Here is a 17,390-nt window from a genome sequence, read left to right as displayed (position 1 = left end):
CGCAGGACGTCGTCGAGCTCGGAGAGCAGGCGCGGATCGCGCCGCTGCGCGGCCAGCTTGGCGTTGAGCCCTTCCAGGGTGGCTCGCACCTCGACCATTTCCTTGGCGATGTTCGGCGACAGCGTCGCCACCGACGCGCCGCGCCGCGGCTCGATGCGCACCAGGCCTTCCGCGGCCAGCGCGCGCAGCGCTTCCCGCACCGGAATCCGCGACACGCCGAGCTCGGTGGAAAGCTTGTTCTCCACCAGGCGGTCTCCCTGGTTGTATTCGCCCGCCAGGATGCGCTGCCGCAGGGTGTCGGTCACGAGCGCGAACAGGGGGGAATGCTGGGCGCCAAGGCTGGTGCCGGCGGAATCCGAAGCTGCGTGAGCGCGTTCGGTACCAGGGGCGTCGGACATAGGTTCTGGCTTCGGTCGGCAAGACACCGTCGCCGGGCGAGCCGCGCAGGCACGCCGTCGCGGACGGTAGTCAAAGGGATCTGGGACCGCCGCGCTGCCCCGAAGGGCAATGCCGCGACGGCGATATTGTTCGCATTGTATACCGGCGCGAGGCCATTTTTGCGCGCCGCCATGCACCCGGCCCTTGCGCGGGGTCAAGCGCCGCGCGGCCGGCGCGCGCGCGGCCCGGGCGCCCCATCCGGCACGCTATGATGCGCGAAGCTGAATCTTCCCAAACCCCGGCGCATCGATGGCACTGAATATCGTCTGGCTGTCTTTTTTCCTGCTTGCCTTCATCGTCGCCTGCGTGCGCCTGGCGCTCGGCGACACCGCGGTGTTCCCCGCCATGCTGGCCAGCCTGTTCGACAACGCCCGCACCGCGTTCGAGATCTCGCTGGGGCTGGCCGGCATGATGAGCCTGTGGCTCGGCATCATGCGGATCGGGGAGCGGGCCGGCGTGGTGGACGTCTTCGCGCGCGCCGTCAGCCCCCTGCTGCGCCATTTCTTCCCCGGCGTGCCGCAGGGCCATCCGGCACAGGGCGCCATGATGATGAACGTCTCGGCGAACATGCTCGGGCTGGACAACGCGGCCACCCCGCTCGGCCTGAACGCCATGCGGGAACTGCAGTCGCTGAACACGCGCCCGGATACGGCCAGCAACGCGCAGATCATGTTCATCGTGCTGAACACGGCCGGACTGACCCTGATCCCGACCTCGGTGATCGCCATGCGCCAGGCCATCGCCATCAAGCAGGGCCTGCCTGGCTTCAACGCGGCCGACATCTTCCTGCCTACCTTGCTGGCCACCTGCGTCTCGTGCGTGGCCGGCCTGCTGGCCGTGGCCTGGGCGCAGCGGCTCAACCTGCTCAAGCCCGCCGTGCTGGCTGCCTTCGGCCTGCTGGCCGCCGCCGTGGGCGGACTGTTCCTGTGGCTGCGCCATGCTCCGCCCGAGCAGGTCAGCACGATCACGGCGCTGGCCGGCAGCGGATTCATCGTCACCCTGATCGTGGTGTTCCTGGTCTGCGGGGCCGTGCGCCGCGTCAACGTCTACGATGCGTTCGTCGACGGCGCCAAGGACGGCTTCGGCGTGGCCGTGCAGATCATTCCCTACCTGGTGGCGATCCTGGTGGCGATCGGCCTGTTCCGCGTGACCGGCTGCATGGACGTGCTGATGAAAGGGCTCGCCGCCGGCGTTGCCTGGCTGGGGCTGGACACCGCGTTCGTGCCCGCGCTGCCGGTCGGCCTGATGAAGATCCTATCGGGCGCGGGCGCGCGCGGCCTGATGATCGATGTGATGAATACCTATGGCGTGGCCTCGTTCCAGGGCAAGCTCGCCGCCATCATCCAGGGTTCGACCGAAACCACCTTCTATGTGCTGGCCGTCTATTTCGGCAGCGTCAACATCCGCAATACGCGGCACGCGCTCGCCTGCGCCCTGTTCGCCGACTTAGCCGGCCTCTGCGCGGCGGTGGCCATTGCCTACCTGTTCTTCACCTGAGTGCCCGACTCCCAGCGGGCGAAGGCCGCAGGCATCGAACGAAAAATCCAGCCTCTGTATTGCCAGCCCCTGCTTCGTTGTGAAAAAGCAACATGTTTGTGGAGCAATACACGCTTGAATAACGTCGCGCTTGGTGCGTCGCAACAAATCGTATATAGTGGAGTCTGTCTCCTCCACCACCTCGGTGGATTCCAACCCGCGCATGAACTGCGCGGGTTTTTTTTGCCCGAAATTCGGCCCTGCGGCGGCAATTCGCGCTCAAACGCCGATGTACCGGCGTCTGGAGACCAGCCTGCCCCATGCGGGCGCGGCGCGCGTATTTTGCGCACCGCAGCAAGGCAGGCTCGCACCAAGGCGGTGCGAAACATGACGGAGGACGCGATATGTTGCGTCGCAACATATCCGTGCCTTAGAGTCGATCCATCGCTCGTACCCCACCGGCGCCCCCGCCCCGCTTTCGTCGACATGTTTTCCGCGCTGCACCTGCCCCGTCCCGACACCCCGATGCTGCAACGGGGGCTGGTCTACGCCTTCTCGTTCCTGGCCCTGGCCGGCATCGGCTGGCTGACCGGCCAGCCTGGCTACCTGTGGGCGGCCACGGCCTCGCTCTGGACCTGCCTCGCGGACCGCGCCGGCACCGCCAGCGACCGCCTCTCGGCCCTCGGCTCGGTCGGCGTGGGCGGCACGGCCGCATGTGCCCTGGGCGCGGCGGTGGCCGCTTCCCCGCTGGCCGCGCTGGCCGTGGTTGCCGCCGCCGGGCTGGCCGCGGGCCTGGCGGAAACCCGTGGGCCCGGGCCGGCCCTGTCGGCCAAGCTGCTCTACGTGATCCTGATCGCCGCCTGCCTGCAGCCGGTCGACGATGCCACACTGGCCGTGCGCGTGTTCGAGCGCAGCCAGGAATTCCTGCTCGGCGGCGTATTCGCCTGCCTGATGTGCCTGGTGTTGATCCGTTCCGCGCCCGACCGGCGCCCGCGCGCGGAGGTGATGGCGGTCTTCGACGCGCTGCTGCGCTTTGCCACCGAGCTTGCCGGCGTCGGCCCGGTCGGCGACGCGGCGGCCTGCAAGCGCGACATCCGGGAAAGGATCGAGGCGGCGCATCTCGCGATCGGCGCGCGCCGCGGCCTGGGCGACCCGCTCGCGCGGATGCGTTATGCCTACGTCGTCAGCCTGGCCGATGCGATCTTCGCGCTACTGATCGTCGCCGCCGAACTGCGCGGCCGCATGGACACCGCGCTCCCGGCGCCCGCCGGCAAGGGCGGCGCCACCGCCCTGCCGCTGCAGCACCTGCAGCGCTGTGTCGCCGACCTGCGCCTGCAGGTGGAGGAAGCGCTGGCCCGCAGCACCCCCGACCTGCTTGCGCTGTGCGCGGCGCTGGCCCACGAGCTGCGGCGCCTGCACGCGCCGCTGGTCAACGCCGCCGCGCCGGCCCTCTACCAGTCGGCGCTGGCCGCCCTGGCCCGCTACCCGGCCTTTGCCGCCTGGCACGGCGCGCACCGGCGGCCGCGCCGGGCCTTCCGCCAGCGCTGGCAGCGCTGGCGCGCCACCCTGGCCGAGCACACCGCGCGCGACGCGCGCGTGGCGCGCCACGCCGTGCGGCTGGCGCTGGCCGGCAGCCTGAGCCTGCTGCCCGCGCAACTGCTGCGCGTGGATCATGGCTACTGGGTGGCCGTCACCGTCATCATGGTGCTGAGCCCGCAGTTGCAGACCACGCGCCGGATTTCGTTCCTGCGCTTCGCGGGCTCGCTGGCGGGCGCGCTGATGGCCTGCGCGATCGGCCTGGCCCATCCGGCGGCACCGCTGGCGCTGGCGATCAGCGCGGCGTGCCTGGCCGCCGCCTACATCTTCCGGCTCGCCGGCAGCCCGGCGCTGTTCGCCTTCTTCCTGACGCCGGCGGTCATCCTGTTCTCGTGGGTGGGGGCGCCGGCGGAAGACAGCAGCCACTTCGCGGCGCTGCGCGGCGTCGACACGGCGCTCGGCTGCCTGATCGCGCTGGCCAGCTACTACGTGCTGGCGCCGCGCGCCGAGTTGTCGCGGGTGCGCCGGCACGGCCTCGAGGCGCTCGCCGCCAACGCGACGTACCTGCGCGCGGCATTTGCCGGCGCCGTGGCCTTCACCACCTCGCCCACGCGCTCGCCCGCGCCCACGCCCGCCCGCCTGGAAAGCCTGCGCATCGCCGCGGGCCGCACCTCGGCGCGGGCCGAGCTCACGTTGCAACAGGCTGAGGGCGAACTCCTTCCCGAACTGGCGGCGGCTTATGCCGGGCTGCACCTGACCGCGCGGCGCATGGCCGCGCTGGCTGGCGTGGTGCGCGCGGGGCTGGAGGCGGAAGCCGGCGCGGGCGCGCCGCTGCCCGCCACGCAGGGGATGTTGCAAACGTTGGCGGGCCGGCTCTCGGCGCTGGCCGCGCATCCCGGCCAAGGCGGGCCGGCGCGCGCGGCCGCGGCGCAGCCGGCCGGCGCAGCCGCGGAGCCGGCGCTGGACCGCTTCCTGCTCGAGCAGGCCGCCTTCGCCGCCACCCAGGCGGACGCGGCCGATGCGGCGGTCGCCACGGCGGGCCGGCTGGCGGCCGGCATTGCCGCGGCTGGCGGCCGGCGCGTACCCCATCCTGGCTGACGGCGCGGTTGGCAGCAGGATTGACGGCAATCAAGCACGCCCGCCCCGGCACGGCATCGCCCGGCGGCGCGATCTCCTAGAATGGTGGCATCCTTCAGCGACCGTTGTGAGGCGCGCCATGCCCGAGATCTCGTTTCCCCGCAGCGTTCCCGCCTATTGCGCGGCCAGCCTGACGCTTTCCTGCCCCGCCACGGTAAACGGCAAGCCCACGCTCTACTCGATCACGGCCGAAGCGCTCGAGACGCACTTCGGCGCGCGCTCGCCGCGCGAGGAGGATCTCGTGCACGCCTTCACCAGCAACCGGCAGCGCATCGAGCACATTGCCCAGGGCCTGTTCGAACTGACGCAGGCCAGGGAGATCGTGCTGCGCAGCGGCCATATCCGCTTCGCCGGATAAGCCGAACAGGCGAGATACGCTGGGCAGGCACGGCGGCGCGGGCGGCCTGCCCGCGTGCCGCCGCTGCTAGCCTTCCGCCGCCTGGCCCCGCACCAGCAGGACCGGCACGGTGGCCTGGCGGATCACCGACTCCGCCACGCTGCCCAGCACCAGCCGGCGCACGCCGCGCCGGCCGTGAGTGCCGATCACGATCACGTCCGCGCCCCACTGGGCCGCGGCTTCGTTGATGGACCCGGCGATGTCGCCGAGCGAGGTCTGCGGCTCCACCAGACGCACTTCGTGCTTCACCTTTTGCGCTTCGAGCCGCTTGGCGGCCGCGGCGAGCGCGCGTTCGCCGCTCTCGGTCAGCGCCTGCTGGATGGGCGCCGGATCGTAGTAGGCGGCATCGAACAGCATCTGGCTGTTGTCCACCGCGTACAAGGCAAGCACCTCCGCCTCGCCGCTGACCGCCAGGCGGATCGCTTCGGTCAGCGCCAGGTCCGAGGTGGCGCTGCCGTCCACCGCCACCACGATCTTCTTGTATGCCGCATTCGTCATTGCCGTTCGCTCCTTGGGAATTCGCTGGAAGTGATGCCGGCGCCAGTGCGCCGGCCGCCATCGATACTACTCGCCTCGCAGCGCACTTGTCTGCGCATCCGGCGCGCGCACCCACAGCGAGTCGCCGCGGTTCGCGGCGTCGGGTAATCGGCGGATCTTAGACCCGCATGCCACGCACGCCATCGCCGCGGACGCCGAACTCGTTGCTGGCGCCGGCGGGCCGGGGCAGGAACGCCAGCGCGGCCAGCACGAGCCACACCGCGAGCCAGGCGAGGCGGCGGCACAGCCTGGCGCCGCAGTACCTGTCAGGGAAAGCGCATTGCATAATTGCCTCCTTGCTCAAGATGCCGCCGCCGCGGCCGCCCTCCGTCCGCTACCCGCGCCCTGCCCTGTTTCTCCTCCAGGGCATCGGCGGCGCGGGCGCGGTGGGACCGGCGTGGCGCAGCGGCCTTCCATGTTTAGACTACCGCCGCGGCCGTGATTTCCCGACGCCGCCCGGCCAAAGCGTTTGCCAATGGACCAGACTCAAGTCATCAACCAAGCCCGCCGTTCCCTCGCCGCGGGGGATTTCGCCGGCGCCCGCGCGGGGCTCGAAGCGCTGCTGGCGCACCAGCCCGGCCACGGCGGCGCCCTCGAGCTGCTGGGGCTGGCCGCGGGCAACCAGGGCGATTTCCGCGCCGCGGCGGCGCATCTCGAAAGCGCCGCGCAGGCCGGCGCGGCGTCGCCCGAGCTGCACTACAACCTGGCGGTGGCGCGCCAGAAGCTGGGCGAGCACGACGCGGCCATCGCCGCCTTCTCGCAGGCGCTGGCGTTGCGGCCGTACTTCTTCGAGGCCCATCACGATCTCGGCCTGTCCCTGGCCGCGCGCGGCGACGGAACGGCCGCCGTGGCCGCCTTCGACGCGGCCCTGAAGCTGCGCCCGGACAGCTTCGAGGCGCTGTACAACAAGGGCAAGGCGCTCGGCGAGATCGACCGCTTCGAGGAAGAGATCGCGTGCTACCAGCGCGCCATCCAGCTGCGCCCCGATTTCTCCGGCGGCTACGTCAACCTGGGCGTGGCGCTGCGCGACCTGCACCGCTTCGACGAAGCCATGCGCCACTTCAAGAAGGCCGTCACGCTGAACGCCAACGACGCGCTGGCGCGCTGCAACCGCGCCCAGACCAACCTGCTGACGGGCGTCTTCGAGCACGGCTGGCGCGAGTACGAATGGCGCTGGCTGGACGGCAGCCCCGTGCACCGCCTGCCCGGCAAGCCGTGGCTGGGCGAAGGCAGCCTGGCGGGCAAGACCATCGTGCTGCACAACGAGCAGGGCTTCGGCGACACCATCCAGTTCGTCCGCTACGTGCCGGCCGTGGCGGCCCTGGGCGCGCGCGTGATCCTGCAGGTGCAGCCGGCGCTAGTGCCGCTGCTGCAGGGCTTTCCCGGCGTCGCCGAGCTGGTCGCCGAGGGCGATCCGCTGCCGGCGTTCGACTGCCATTGCCCGCTGATGAGCCTGCCGCTCGCCTTCCGCACCAGCCTCGCGACCATTCCGCCGGCGCCCTACCTGCGCGCGGACCCGGAACGCAGCGCGGCGTGGCGCGCGCGGCTGGACGCCAGCCCCGCCGGCCGCCGGCCGCGCATCGGCGTGGCCTGGTCGGGCAGCACCTGGCACCGCAACGACCGCAACCGCTCGCTGAAACTGGAGCAGCTGGGGCCGCTGCTGGCCGGCGACGCCAGCTTCGTCTGCCTGCAGAAAGACCTGCGCGAGGCCGACCGCGCCACGCTCGCGGCGCTGCCGCAACTGCTGGACGTCTCGGGCGAGCTCGCCAGCTTCGCCGACACCGCCGCCCTCATCGACAACCTCGACCTGGTCATCAGCGTCGACACCGCCGTCGCCCACCTGGCCGGCGCGCTCGGCAAGCCGGTCTGGCTGCTGCTGCCGTACTCGCCCGACTGGCGCTGGCTGCTCGGGCGCGCGGACTCGCCGTGGTATCCGGGCATGCGCCTGTTCCGCCAGTCCGCGATGCGCGACTGGGGCGGCGCACTGGCCGAGCTCGGCGCGGCGCTCGCGGCCCTGCTGCGGGACGCGCCGCGCGGCTAGGCGGGCGAGGACGAGAACAAAGCGCGCCTCCCGTGCCCGCCACGTCCTCGCCGGCCGCGCGGCGGCGGCCCGCGCGGGAACGCCCGACCGTGCGGGCGCACACGCACGCGTGATTAAAATGGAAGCAGCCGCGCCGCGCATCCATATACAATCACGCCATGCAATATATCCATGTCGTCAACGGTGACGTAGCGGGCAATACGCTGCGGCAAGCTCTGGCCCAGGCCGCCCGGCCCGACCCGGTCGTCGTGCTGCGCGACGACCTCGCCGTCGGCCCGATCGCCGACGTCGACGGCAGCGGCCTCATCCGCTCCGGCTTCTGGCAGCGCGTGGCGCCGCGCAGCGACATCGACTTCGCCGCCGAGATGCAGCAGGCGCTGGACCAATTGCATGCCCTGCGCAAGGAAGAGACCGAGATCGCCATCTGGCACGGCCAGAGCGCCTCGGACCAGTTGATGCTGCGCCGGGTGGTGTTCCATCTGTACCAGTCGCCGCAGCGCATCAACGAGGTGGCGATGGACCTGCGCGAGCTCGAGACGCCCGCGCACGGCAACCTGGCCTCCATCGGCATGTATCCCGCGGCCCGCCTGGCGCGGCGCTTTTCCACCATCGCGCCGGTCTCGGTGCTGCGCCTGGGCCGGCTGGGCTACGAGTGGCAGCAGAACGTCAAGGAAAACGCCGACGTGCGGCTGTGGAAGGGCAACACGCTGGTGCCCGCCGCCTACCACTCGGTGGACGACGTGATCCTGGAGCGCGCCCCGCAGGAATGGGCGCCGGCCGCGCAGGTGGTGGACGCCGTGATGGGCGCCATCGAAGGCCTGCTGGCCAGCGACTGGTTCGTGTTCTGGCGCTGCCGCGAGCTGATCGGCGCCGGGCAGCTGGTGCTGCGCGGCAATGCCGATTCGCTGCAGACCTGCGAGCTGCGCCGCAATCCGTCCGCCGGCGGCGAATAAGGCCGCAGCCCCCCCAAGCCGACCACAAGCCCAAGACAAGCGGATACAAGCGGACGTTTACATGGCCCGTACCAAGGCACCCGATTTCGAGGCGCAGCGCGAGCAGATACTGGACCTGGCCGCCGCCGCGTTTGCCGCCAGCAGCTACCCCAGCACCTCGATGGCCGACCTGGCCGCCGCCTGCGGCACCTCCAAGGCGCGCCTGTACCACTACTACGAGAGCAAGGAAGCGATCCTGTTCGACCTGCTCGACCGCTACACGCGCCGGCTGATGCTGATCGTGGCCGAGGTGGAAGCCGAGGCCGGACGCCGCGGCAGCAGCGAGCAGGAAACCTTCGCCAGCCTGATCCGCGCGTTCCTGGCCGAGTACGAGACCTCGCAAACCCGCCACGTCGCGCTCGTCAACGACGTCAAGTTCCTGGCCGACGAGCAGCGCGACCAGATCCTCAAGCGCGAGCGCGACGTGGTGGCCGCCTTCTCGCGCCAGTTGCGCCGCGCCTACCCGGAGCGCGTCAACCGCGACAACCAGGCGGCGCTGACCATGACGGTGTTCGGCATGATCAACTGGACCTTCACCTGGCTCAAGCCGGGCGGCAAGCTGTCCTACGCCGACTTCGCCGAGATGGTGATCGACCTGCTCGCGGGCGGCCTGCCGGGCGCGCCGCGCGGGGCCGCCTAGCGCGCGGCGCGCCCGCCGGCCCGTCACCAGTCAGGACCAGTCCTCTTCCTCCCGGCGCCGGCGCTGGTCGCGGTCCTGGCGGAACATTTCCTCGAGTTCGTCGCGCGCCTGGCGCGCCAGCGAGACCAGCTTCTTCTGGTCGGTGTAGTGCGGGTAGAAGCGTTCGATGGCGGCGATGTTGTGGCGGCGGAAGCGGAGCGCCACCGAGCGCGCCTCGACCGCGTCGTAGCCCAGCCCCTCCAGCACGCTGCGGCCGAGCCGCAGCGATCCCTCGAACATCTCGCGCTCGAACAGCTCCACGCCGCGATCCTTGAGCTGGTAGACGTGCGAGACGTGGCGCGCCCGCGCGTAGATGCGCAGGTGCGGGAAGCGCTTGCGCACGTTGTCGATCAGCGCCAGGCTGTCCTCCATGCCGTCGATGGCCACCACCAGGATGCGCGCGCGCTCGGCGCCGGCGGACTCGAGCAGGTCCATGCGCGTGGCGTCGCCGTAGAACACCTTGAAGTCGTAGCGGCGCAGGAACTCGATCTGGTCGGGATCGTGGTCCAGCACGGTGACGCCGATGCCCTGCGCGTAGAGCAGGCGGCCGATGATCTGGCCGAAGCGGCCGAAGCCGGCGATCAGCACCGGGTTGTCCTGCGGCTCGATCACGTCGTCCGGGCGCCGCGCCAGGCGCGCCAGGTGCGGCGCCACCAGCCGGTCGTAGCCCAGCAGCAGCAGCGGCGTGGCCACCATCGACAGCGCCACCACCAGCACCAGCAGCGCCTCGGTGCGCGGCGGCAGCAGGCCGGCGCCGCCGGCCACGCCGAACACCACGAAGGCGAACTCGCCGCCCTGCGAGATCAGCAGCGCGAACAGCAGCCGCTGGCCGCGCGCTATGCCGAAGCGCGGCGCCAGCAAGGTCAGCATGGCGGTCTTGAGCACCACCAGCCCGGCCACCAGCGCCGCCACCATGACCGGCGCCTGCATCAGCACGCCGAAATCGATCGACATGCCGACCGCCATGAAGAACAGCCCCAGCAGCAGGCCCTTGAACGGCTCCAGGTCGGCCTCGAGCGCGTGCCGGTACTCGGAGTCCGCCAGCAGCACGCCGGCCAGGAAGGTGCCCAGCGCCATCGACAGGCCCACCGCGTCCATCATCAGCGCGATGCCCACCACCAGCAGCAGCGCGAAGGCGGTGAACATCTCGCGCATGTCGGTGCGCGCGATGAAGTTCAGCGCCGGGCGCACCAGGTAGCGCCCGCCCACCACCACGGCGCCGATCACGCCGACCGCCTTGGCCGCGCCGAGCCAGCCCGCCGCGCCCGCCGCCGCGGCGGTGCCGGCCTGCGCGCCCTGCGCCGCGAGCAGCGGCAGCAGCGCGATCATCGGGATCGCGGCGATGTCCTGGAACAGCAGGATGCCGAAGCCGGCGGCGCCGGCCGGGGTGCCGAACAGGTTGCGCTCGGTCAGCGTGGCCAGCGCGATGGCGGTGGACGACAGCGCCAGCCCGAGCCCCGCCACCAGCGCCACCTGCCACGGCGCGCCCACCAGCGTCGCGGCGCCGCCGATCAGCACCGCGCAGGCCGCCATCTGCGCGCCGCCGTAGCCGAAGATCACGCGGCGCAGTTCCCACAGCTTCTTCGGCTCCAGCTCCAGGCCGATCACGAACATCATCAGCACCACGCCGAACTCGGAGAAATGCAGGATGGCCTCGACGTTGGTGACGAGGCGCAGCGCCCACGGGCCGATCGCCACGCCGGCCAGCAGGTAGCCCAGCACCGCGCCCAGCCCGAAGCGGCGGGCCAGCGGCACCGCCACCACCGCGGCGACCAGGAAGACCACCAGGGCCACCAGGAAATCGTGTTGTTCCACGGCGCCCCCTCAGCCGGCGACGGCGCCGGCGGCGCCGAGCACGCCGGACACGCGGGCGATATGCCCGGCCAGCGCGTCCTGGTCCACCTGGTTGGCGTCATGCAGCACCAGCGGCGCCAGCCAGTTCATGCCGCACAGCACGGCGGTCTGCGCCAGCGGCAGCATGTATTCGTCGATGCCGTGGCCGTGCGTGCCCTCGGGCCCGTAGGAATCGGCGTGGCCGCCGGTGCTGGCCACCACCAGCAGGGACTTGCCGCGCAGCGCGGTGCCGCCCGGTCCGTAGGCCCAGCCGCTCTCCAGCACCTCGTCCATCCAGAGCTTGAGCAGCGCCGGCATGCTGTACCACTGCACCGGGAACTGCAGCACCAGCGTGGCGGCGCGCGCCAGCGCGCGCTGCTCCGCGACCACGTCGATGTCGTAATCGGTATAGCGGAGGTAGAGATCATGCACGGTGACGGCGGGCAGGGCCTGCAAGGCCGAGGCCAGCGGCCGGTTGACGCGCGACAGGCGCGGCCTGGGATGGGCATAGATGACGAGAATCGGGGGCTCGGCCTTTGGGTCCACGAAAAATCCTGGAAAACGTGCGGCGCGCGGTCCGGAACCGCGGCATCGCCGGCATTGAAGAGAACAGAGACTCACATGCGGCCGCGCCCGGGACCCTCCCCGGGCCGCGGCATCGGCGCCGCCGCCGGGCGGCGATGTGGACACGGCATTATGCGGCGTTGCAACAAATCCACATGCCCGGCACCCTGCGGCATCATGAAGCACACGTCAAGTCTTTGATTTCATTGGAGATACACAAAAATTACAAAATACAACCAATTGGATCGCCCCCGAACCTTACGTCAGGCTGACAATTCCACTACAATACTTTTTGCAATGCAGCAAGATAGTGTTTGCCCTTGGGCCAGGCTTTTCGGGCTTTTTTGCCCGCCTTGCCCGGCCCGGCGCCGAAAGTGCGTGGCCTGACACCTGCTGAGTGCTATTTTTATACCTGAATACGTCGCAAGGAAAACAAAGTGAATCCGCTCGAACTGAGCAAGGCCGTCGGGGCCGTATCCGACGAAGATCTCCGCCGCGCATCCGCAGCCGCGCACGCCTCGCATCGCCCCACCACGCTGGTGCGCGAGCTGGCTGCGCATCACCGCTCGCGTCTGCTCAAGCATTTCCTCGCCCTGGGCGAGGAGGATCGCCTGCTCCGTTTTGGCCAGTCGGTTGGCGACCATGTGATCGAGGCCTATGTCGACAGCATCGACTTCGACCACGACACCGTGTTCGGCGTCTACGACGAGCACCTCGAACTGATCGGCGTGGGCCACTTCGCCAACCTGCGCGACAACAGCCAGGGCCGCGTGGCCGAGTTCGGCGTGTCGGTGTCGCAGAGCGCGCGCGGGCGCGGCATCGGCAGCGCGCTGTTCGAGCGCGCCGCCATGCACGGCCGCAACAGCAACGTGCGCACGCTGTACATGCACTGCCTGTCGCGCAACGCCGCCATGATGCACATCGCCAAGAAGGCCGGCATGAAGGTGCAGTACGCCTACGGCGAGGCCGATGCCTACCTGGAACTGCCGCCCGCCGACACCGTCAGCCGCCTGACCGAGGCGCTCGACGAGCAGGTGGCCGACCTCGACTACATGGTCCGCCGCAACCTGCGCGACGCGCGCCGCTTCGGCCTGCGCTTCTGGCGCTCGATGCTGCCGCAAAAGCGCACGGCCTGACGCCGCTGCCGCCCCGGCCCCGATGGCGCGCCCGCCCGGCGCGCCATTTTCATTGGTGCCGCGCCGATCGCATCGACCGCACCGCGTGACCGGCGCCGCGGCGCCCGATTGTGCTCAGTTACGCTCAGTTGCCCACCACCGGCAGCGCGGTGGTGTCCTTGATGCATTCCAGCGCAAAGCTCGAGCGCACGTCGATCACCGCCGGATGCGCCAGCAGGTGGTCCTTCATGAAGCGCGCGAAGTGCTCCATGTCTTCCACGTAGACCTTCAGCAGCAGGTCCATCTCCCCGGTCATCGCGTGGCACGCGGCCACCTCCGGCCAGATCGCGATGGCGGCGCGGAACAGGTCCAGCGGCGCCTTGCCCTTGGGCGCGCCGCCGTGCTTCTCCAGCCGCACGTTGATGTAGGCCAGCAGCCCCAGCCCGATCCTGCCCGGCTCCAGCAGCGCCGCGTACTGGCGGATCACGCCGATCTCCTCCAGCCGCCGGATGCGCCTCAGGCAAGGGCTCGGCGACAGGTTCACGCGCTCGGCCACTTCCAGGTTGGTCAGTCTCCCGTTGGTCTGCAATACCTCCAGGATCTTCCTGTCGATCTTGTCCAGTTCCACCTTGCTCACGATATTGTTGCTCCGCAATATGTTTGACGGCAATTTTTTTGCGCAAATTTAGCAAGCTGTGCACAAGTATGCAATTTTTTGTGTGCTTCCGGACCCTGTGCCTGCCGTCATTCTCCCCCCTCGCCGCGCCGCTCCCCTCCCGCGCGGCGGCCACAACCCTCCATTCCGATCGCTGGCGCCCCGCCTCCCGGCACCGGCGCGGTGGCCTTCCGGGTGCAGGATGCCGCCGCGGCGCGCCGCCGTGCACTGGAACTGGGCGCCCGGGGCGCGAGCGTTGGGAAGGCAAGGATGGTGCCAAGGCCACCAGCGCCGGGGCCGGCACCACGAAAAAAAGCGCGGCCCCGAAGGGTCGCGCTTTCCCGTGCCCGCGGCGCCGGAGCGCCGCGGGATCGCCGCCGGGGCCGGATCAGCCGCCGCGGCTCGACGGGGCCGAGGCGCCGCCGCGGTTGCCGTGCTGGCGCCATTGGTCGTGCATCTTCTGCATGGCGGCGCGGATCTCGTCCATCGTCAGCTTGCCGTCGTGATTGGCGTCGAGCTGGTCGAAGCGCCGCGCCAGGCGCGGGAAGCCGGCCTGGACCTCGGCCTTGGTCAGCGCGCCGTCGCCGTTCTTGTCGGCCGCCTTGAAGCGGGCCTCGAAGTCGGCCTGCATCGCCGCGCGGCGCTGTTCCATCCCGGCCTTGTGGTAGGCCGCCAGCTCGCTCTTGTCGAGCTTGCCGTCGTGGTTGGTGTCGATCTTGTCGAACAGCGCGTCGGCCTCCGCCTTGGAGATGGCGCCGTCGCCGTCGGTGTCGATCGACTTCATCCACATGCCGCCGTGCTCCATATGGTGGCGCATGCCGCCTTGCATGGCCGGCGCGCCCGGGGCCGGCGCCGCCGGCGCGGGTGCCGCGGTCTGGGCGAAAGCCGTGCCGCCCATCGCCAGGAACACCGCCGAAGCGGCCATGAAATTCCGGATCGAACGCGTCTTGAGATTGCCTTGCATGTCTTTGCTCCTTTTTCGTCTCAGGTGGACTGGTAACGATTAGAACGCATGACGGGGGCGAAAGTTGGATCCTCTAATACGTTGTTACGCGGCTCACAGTTGGGTGGCGTTCCCGTAAACCGCTGAAAGCATTGGTAAATAATCGGCCGCGGCTCAGTCCTTGGCGGAAGCCGGCTCGCCCGGCACGCCGGCGGGCTGGGCGGACTGCGGCGGCGGCGCGGGAGCCGGCATCGGCGCGGGCATCGCCGGCACCGGCATCGGCGTGGACAGCGGCGCCGCGGCGCCGGCCGGCAGCGCCGGCTGGGCGGGCGCCGCCGGGCCGCGCGTGACGATGGCCGGCACCGGCAGCGCGATCTCCTGGCGCACGCCGTTGCGCTCGATCACCACGCCGCGGTCGCGGATCTCCACCAGCCGCAGTTGCGGCGACAGCGCGGTGCCCGCGCGCACGGCCTTGGGCGGGCCGCCGTCGAGCGAGAGGATCGCGGCGCCGCCGTTGCCGACGTTGGCACTGCCGCCGCCGATCTCGGCGACCACGCCGATCAGCTGCACGTCGCGCACGCCCGACTGCGCCGCGCCGCCGAACAGCGTGCCGGCGGCGCCGGTCTCCACCGCCTCGGTCTGCGCCACGCGCGCGGTGCGCGGCACGGCGATGGTCTTCATCGCGCTGAAGGTCAGGACCCAGCGCGTGGCCAGCGCGCACAGCGCGACGAACAGCACGAGCGCCGCCAGGCGCGGCAGCCAGAGTCCGGCCGGGTCGAAACGAAAGGCGGGCCGCATGGAAAGTTGCACGGGATGGGGCTGCAAGGACGGGAAAGCGCCAAGCCTACCAGAGCCGCATGACAACTGTCTGCCCCTCGCCCGCGCGGCGCCCTGGCGACCGGCCCGCGCATGCCCGCACCGGGCCGTCCGTGCGAGCATGCGCTCACAAAGCCGTCATCAAGTGGCGGTTATACTGTCCGGCCAGCCGCAGCGCCCCCGCGTTCGAGGTCCGGGACGCTGCACCAGATATTCCAAATAGGCTATCCATGATGCGTAGGTTCGCTGCCAGTTTCTCCGATTCTTTCCGCCGCCCGTCCCGTTGCCCTTCCCGCCGCCAGGCGCGCGGCTTCACCCTGATCGAAATCATGGTCGTGATCGTGATCCTCGGCGTGCTGGCCGCGCTGGTGGTGCCGAAGATCATGAGCCGCCCCGACGAGGCCCGCATCGTCGCCGCGCGCCAGGACATCTCCTCGATCATGCAGGCGCTCAAGCTGTACCGCCTCGACAACAGCCGCTATCCCACCACCGAGCAGGGCCTGGCCGCGCTGGTGGCCCGCCCCACCACCGAGCCCATCCCCAACAACTGGAAGGGCGGCGGCTACCTGGAAAAGCTGCCCAAGGATCCCTGGGGCCATCCCTACCAGTACCTGAACCCGGGCGTGCGCGGCGAGATCGACGTGTTCAGCTTCGGTGCCGACGGCCAGGCCGGCGGCAGCGCCAACGACGCCGACATCGGCAACTGGGAATAAGGGCGCATCGTCCATGAACGCGGCAGGCGTGCAGCCATGACCCCCAGGCCGCAAGGCCGCCGGCGCCAGCCCGGCAGCCACGGCTTCACGCTGCTGGAATTGCTGGTGGTGATGGTGATCGCCGGCATCGTGATCTCGCTGGTGGCCGTCAACGCCTCGCCCAACGAGCGCGGCCGCGTGCTCGACGACGGCCAGCGCATCGCGCGCCTGTTCGAACTGGCGCAGGAGGAAGCGCAACTGCGCGCGCGCCCGATCGCCTGGGAGGCCGACGTCACCGGCTGGCACTTCCTGCAGGCCACGCCGGCCGGCTGGACGCCGCTCGCCACCGATGTGTTCGCCCCCACCAACTGGCGCCTGCGCCTGGACAACGTGGCCGTGACCGAAGGCGGCCGCGGCAACAACGGCACGCGCCTGGTGTTCGGGCGCGAGCTGATCGACGGTCCCCAGCACGTGGTGCTGGTGCGCGGCGACACCCGCGTGGACGTGGCCGGCGACGGCACCGGCCGCTATTTCGCCAGCATGCCATGACGCCCCGCTCCACCCGCCGCCCGCGCCGCGCCCGGCGCGGCTTCACCCTGATCGAAGTGCTGGTCGCGCTGACCATCCTGGCCGTGGCGCTGACCGCCGCCATGCGCGCGATGGGCTCGATGATCGAGGCCGGCAGCGCGCTGCAGACGCGCATGCTGGCCGAGTGGAGCGCCGAGAACCACCTCGCCACGCTGCGCCTGTCCAAGACCTGGCCCGAACCGGGCACGCGCGGCTACGCCTGCCCGCAGGGCGGCGTGCTGCTGTACTGCGAGGAAACCGTCTCGGGCACGCCCAACCCGTCGTTCCGCCGCGTCGAGATCGCGGTCTATCCGTCGGACGCCGACAAATCCGTGCGCCTGGCCTGGCTCGTCACCATCGTCCCCAATGAAACGCGCAACCTGCTCTGAACGGCGGCCCCGGCCGTGCCCGCGCGCGGGCACGCGCGGCTTCACGCTGCTGGAAATGCTGGTGGCCATCACCCTGCTGGCGGTGATCGCCGTCATCGCCTGGCGCGGCCTGGACGCCATGACGCGCAGCCGCGAGCGCCTGACCGACCACGACCAGCGCCTCAACACGCTCAAGCTGCTGTACGGGCAGTTCCAGTCCGACTGCGAGCACCTCTCCAGCCCGGTGCTGCTGCAGCGCAGCCCGGTCGAGATCGGCACCGGCCAGTTGCTGATGGTGCGCGACCGCCGCGACGAAGGCCGCCCCACCGAGTGGCAGGTGGTGGCCTACCGCCTCGACGGCGACACCGTGGTGCGCGCGGCCAGCCCGCCGGCGGACAGCCGCGGCGCGGTGCAGGCCGCGCTGCAGGCGCTGCGCCAGCCCGGCGGCGGCGGCAACCTGATGCGCCCGCTGGTCGGCGACGCCGACGGCCTGACCGCGCGCGCGTGGGTCGAGCCGGGCGGCTGGCAGTCGGAGAACGGCCGCATCGCCGCGGCCCTGCTCAGCGGCAATGCCAGCGCCAGCGCGGCGGCCGCCTCCGCTGCC

At 70.7% G+C, this 17,390-nt stretch carries 19 protein-coding genes; 11 read left to right on the top strand and 8 right to left on the bottom strand.

Features of this window, described 5'->3' with window-relative positions:
* The coding region (locus K206_RS39605) for a GntR family transcriptional regulator (protein WP_043367194.1) at positions 1–398 on the bottom strand (398 nt) is incomplete at its 3' end.
* A 289-nt stretch (positions 399–687) separates the two neighbouring features.
* On the opposite strand from K206_RS39605, the gene K206_RS0128945 reads away from it, so the two are divergent.
* The 3 genes from K206_RS0128945 (at position 688) to K206_RS0128935 (ending at position 4,945) form a co-directional block, all read left to right on the top strand.
* A complete protein-coding gene (locus K206_RS0128945) occupies positions 688–1,935 on the top strand; it encodes a nucleoside recognition domain-containing protein (protein ID WP_020205852.1) in 1,248 nt (415 codons plus the stop codon).
* 465 nt (positions 1,936–2,400) lie between these two features.
* Positions 2,401–4,548, top strand: a complete 2,148-nt coding sequence (locus tag K206_RS39600) for an FUSC family protein (RefSeq protein ID WP_020205851.1) — start codon at positions 2,401–2,403, stop codon at positions 4,546–4,548.
* 118 nt (positions 4,549–4,666) lie between these two features.
* A complete protein-coding gene (locus K206_RS0128935) occupies positions 4,667–4,945 on the top strand; it encodes a DUF1488 domain-containing protein (protein ID WP_020205850.1) in 279 nt (92 codons plus the stop codon).
* 66 nt (positions 4,946–5,011) lie between these two features.
* On the opposite strand, the gene K206_RS0128930 is transcribed toward K206_RS0128935, so the two are convergent.
* Together K206_RS0128930 and K206_RS43195 are read right to left on the bottom strand one after the other, a co-directional pair.
* A complete protein-coding gene (locus K206_RS0128930; RefSeq protein WP_020205849.1) occupies positions 5,012–5,482 on the bottom strand; it encodes a universal stress protein in 471 nt (156 codons plus the stop codon).
* A gap of 157 nt (positions 5,483–5,639) precedes the next feature.
* Positions 5,640–5,807 (bottom strand): hypothetical protein, encoded by a 168-nt coding sequence (locus K206_RS43195; protein WP_020205848.1) that lies wholly within the window; start codon positions 5,805–5,807, stop codon positions 5,640–5,642.
* Between the two features lie 189 nt (positions 5,808–5,996).
* Here K206_RS43195 and K206_RS0128920 point away from each other — a divergent pair, with 189 nt between their 5' ends.
* The 3 genes from K206_RS0128920 (at position 5,997) to K206_RS0128910 (ending at position 9,194) form a co-directional block, all read left to right on the top strand.
* On the top strand, positions 5,997–7,562 hold the full coding sequence (locus K206_RS0128920; protein WP_020205847.1) for a tetratricopeptide repeat protein: 1,566 nt from the start codon (positions 5,997–5,999) through the stop codon (positions 7,560–7,562).
* A 158-nt stretch (positions 7,563–7,720) separates the two neighbouring features.
* Positions 7,721–8,515 (top strand): DUF1835 domain-containing protein, encoded by a 795-nt coding sequence (locus tag K206_RS0128915; RefSeq protein ID WP_020205846.1) that lies wholly within the window; start codon positions 7,721–7,723, stop codon positions 8,513–8,515.
* A 61-nt stretch (positions 8,516–8,576) separates the two neighbouring features.
* Entirely contained in the window at positions 8,577–9,194 is a 618-nt protein-coding gene (locus tag K206_RS0128910) for a TetR/AcrR family transcriptional regulator (RefSeq protein ID WP_020205845.1), read from the top strand.
* Positions 9,195–9,224: 30 nt separating this feature from the next.
* Here K206_RS0128910 and kefC read toward each other — a convergent pair whose 3' ends face one another.
* Positions 9,225–11,048, bottom strand: coding sequence for a glutathione-regulated potassium-efflux system protein KefC (gene kefC / locus K206_RS0128905; RefSeq protein ID WP_020205844.1), 1,824 nt, complete (start codon positions 11,046–11,048; stop codon positions 9,225–9,227).
* Between the two features lie 9 nt (positions 11,049–11,057).
* Complete coding sequence (locus K206_RS0128900) at positions 11,058–11,612, bottom strand: NAD(P)H-dependent oxidoreductase (protein WP_020205843.1); 555 nt, start codon at positions 11,610–11,612, stop codon at positions 11,058–11,060.
* Positions 11,613–12,067: 455 nt separating this feature from the next.
* On the opposite strand from K206_RS0128900, the gene K206_RS0128895 reads away from it, so the two are divergent.
* Positions 12,068–12,766, top strand: coding sequence for a GNAT family N-acetyltransferase (locus K206_RS0128895; RefSeq protein ID WP_020205842.1), 699 nt, complete (start codon positions 12,068–12,070; stop codon positions 12,764–12,766).
* Positions 12,767–12,890: 124 nt separating this feature from the next.
* Here the strand turns inward: K206_RS0128895 and K206_RS0128890 are convergent, their stop codons facing one another.
* The 3 genes from K206_RS0128890 to K206_RS39595 all read right to left on the bottom strand — a co-directional run bounded on the left by K206_RS0128890 (position 12,891) and on the right by K206_RS39595 (position 15,141).
* Positions 12,891–13,382, bottom strand: coding sequence for an Lrp/AsnC family transcriptional regulator (locus tag K206_RS0128890; RefSeq protein WP_020205841.1), 492 nt, complete (start codon positions 13,380–13,382; stop codon positions 12,891–12,893).
* A gap of 406 nt (positions 13,383–13,788) precedes the next feature.
* Positions 13,789–14,364 (bottom strand): EF-hand domain-containing protein, encoded by a 576-nt coding sequence (locus tag K206_RS0128885; protein ID WP_020205840.1) that lies wholly within the window; start codon positions 14,362–14,364, stop codon positions 13,789–13,791.
* Between the two features lie 153 nt (positions 14,365–14,517).
* Positions 14,518–15,141 carry a hypothetical protein gene (locus K206_RS39595; protein ID WP_020205839.1) on the bottom strand — a complete coding sequence of 208 codons (624 nt, stop codon included), beginning with the start codon at positions 15,139–15,141 and terminating at the stop codon, positions 14,518–14,520.
* 251 nt (positions 15,142–15,392) lie between these two features.
* Here K206_RS39595 and gspG point away from each other — a divergent pair, with 251 nt between their 5' ends.
* The 4 genes from gspG to K206_RS0128860 form a co-directional block, all read left to right on the top strand.
* A complete protein-coding gene (gene gspG / locus K206_RS0128875) occupies positions 15,393–15,872 on the top strand; it encodes a type II secretion system major pseudopilin GspG (RefSeq protein WP_029044209.1) in 480 nt (159 codons plus the stop codon).
* Positions 15,873–15,908: 36 nt separating this feature from the next.
* Positions 15,909–16,400: a GspH/FimT family pseudopilin gene (locus K206_RS0128870; protein ID WP_020205837.1), complete on the top strand. Its 492-nt coding sequence runs from the start codon at positions 15,909–15,911 to the stop codon at positions 16,398–16,400.
* The gene (gene gspI, locus K206_RS0128865) at positions 16,397–16,807 is read left to right on the top strand and encodes a type II secretion system minor pseudopilin GspI (protein ID WP_020205836.1); all 411 of its coding nucleotides are present in this window, start codon (positions 16,397–16,399) and stop codon (positions 16,805–16,807) included. The genes K206_RS0128870 and gspI overlap by 4 nt, the downstream gene beginning before the upstream one ends.
* The coding region (locus K206_RS0128860) for a type II secretion system protein J (RefSeq protein WP_043367192.1) at positions 16,785–17,390 on the top strand (606 nt) is incomplete at its 3' end. The genes gspI and K206_RS0128860, both read left to right, overlap by 23 nt.

It is taken from the genome of Cupriavidus sp. WS (assembly GCF_000395345.1).
Classification (GTDB): domain Bacteria; phylum Pseudomonadota; class Gammaproteobacteria; order Burkholderiales; family Burkholderiaceae; genus Cupriavidus; species Cupriavidus basilensis_B.
The sequence above is the reverse complement of the archived record's forward strand: the minus strand, read 5'-3'. Positions and strand labels throughout refer to the sequence as shown.

Excerpts from the sequence above, each read along its gene's own strand:
- K206_RS0128885 (WP_020205840.1), bottom strand. The coding sequence starts at position 14,364 with ATGCAAGGCAATCTCAAGACGCGTTCGATCCGGAATTTCATGGCCGCT.
- K206_RS0128870 (WP_020205837.1), top strand. The coding sequence starts at position 15,909 with ATGACCCCCAGGCCGCAAGGCCGCCGGCGCCAGCCCGGCAGCCACGGC.
- K206_RS0128915 (WP_020205846.1), top strand. The coding sequence starts at position 7,721 with ATGCAATATATCCATGTCGTCAACGGTGACGTAGCGGGCAATACGCTG.
- K206_RS0128935 (WP_020205850.1), top strand. The coding sequence starts at position 4,667 with ATGCCCGAGATCTCGTTTCCCCGCAGCGTTCCCGCCTATTGCGCGGCC.
- K206_RS0128910 (WP_020205845.1), top strand. The coding sequence starts at position 8,577 with ATGGCCCGTACCAAGGCACCCGATTTCGAGGCGCAGCGCGAGCAGATA.
- K206_RS0128920 (WP_020205847.1), top strand. The coding sequence starts at position 5,997 with ATGGACCAGACTCAAGTCATCAACCAAGCCCGCCGTTCCCTCGCCGCG.
- K206_RS43195 (WP_020205848.1), bottom strand. The coding sequence starts at position 5,807 with ATGCAATGCGCTTTCCCTGACAGGTACTGCGGCGCCAGGCTGTGCCGC.
- gspG (WP_029044209.1), top strand. The coding sequence starts at position 15,393 with ATGCGTAGGTTCGCTGCCAGTTTCTCCGATTCTTTCCGCCGCCCGTCC.
- K206_RS0128930 (WP_020205849.1), bottom strand. The coding sequence starts at position 5,482 with ATGACGAATGCGGCATACAAGAAGATCGTGGTGGCGGTGGACGGCAGC.
- K206_RS0128945 (WP_020205852.1), top strand. The coding sequence starts at position 688 with ATGGCACTGAATATCGTCTGGCTGTCTTTTTTCCTGCTTGCCTTCATC.
- gspI (WP_020205836.1), top strand. The coding sequence starts at position 16,397 with ATGACGCCCCGCTCCACCCGCCGCCCGCGCCGCGCCCGGCGCGGCTTC.
- K206_RS39595 (WP_020205839.1), bottom strand. The coding sequence starts at position 15,141 with ATGCGGCCCGCCTTTCGTTTCGACCCGGCCGGACTCTGGCTGCCGCGC.
- K206_RS39600 (WP_020205851.1), top strand. The coding sequence starts at position 2,401 with ATGTTTTCCGCGCTGCACCTGCCCCGTCCCGACACCCCGATGCTGCAA.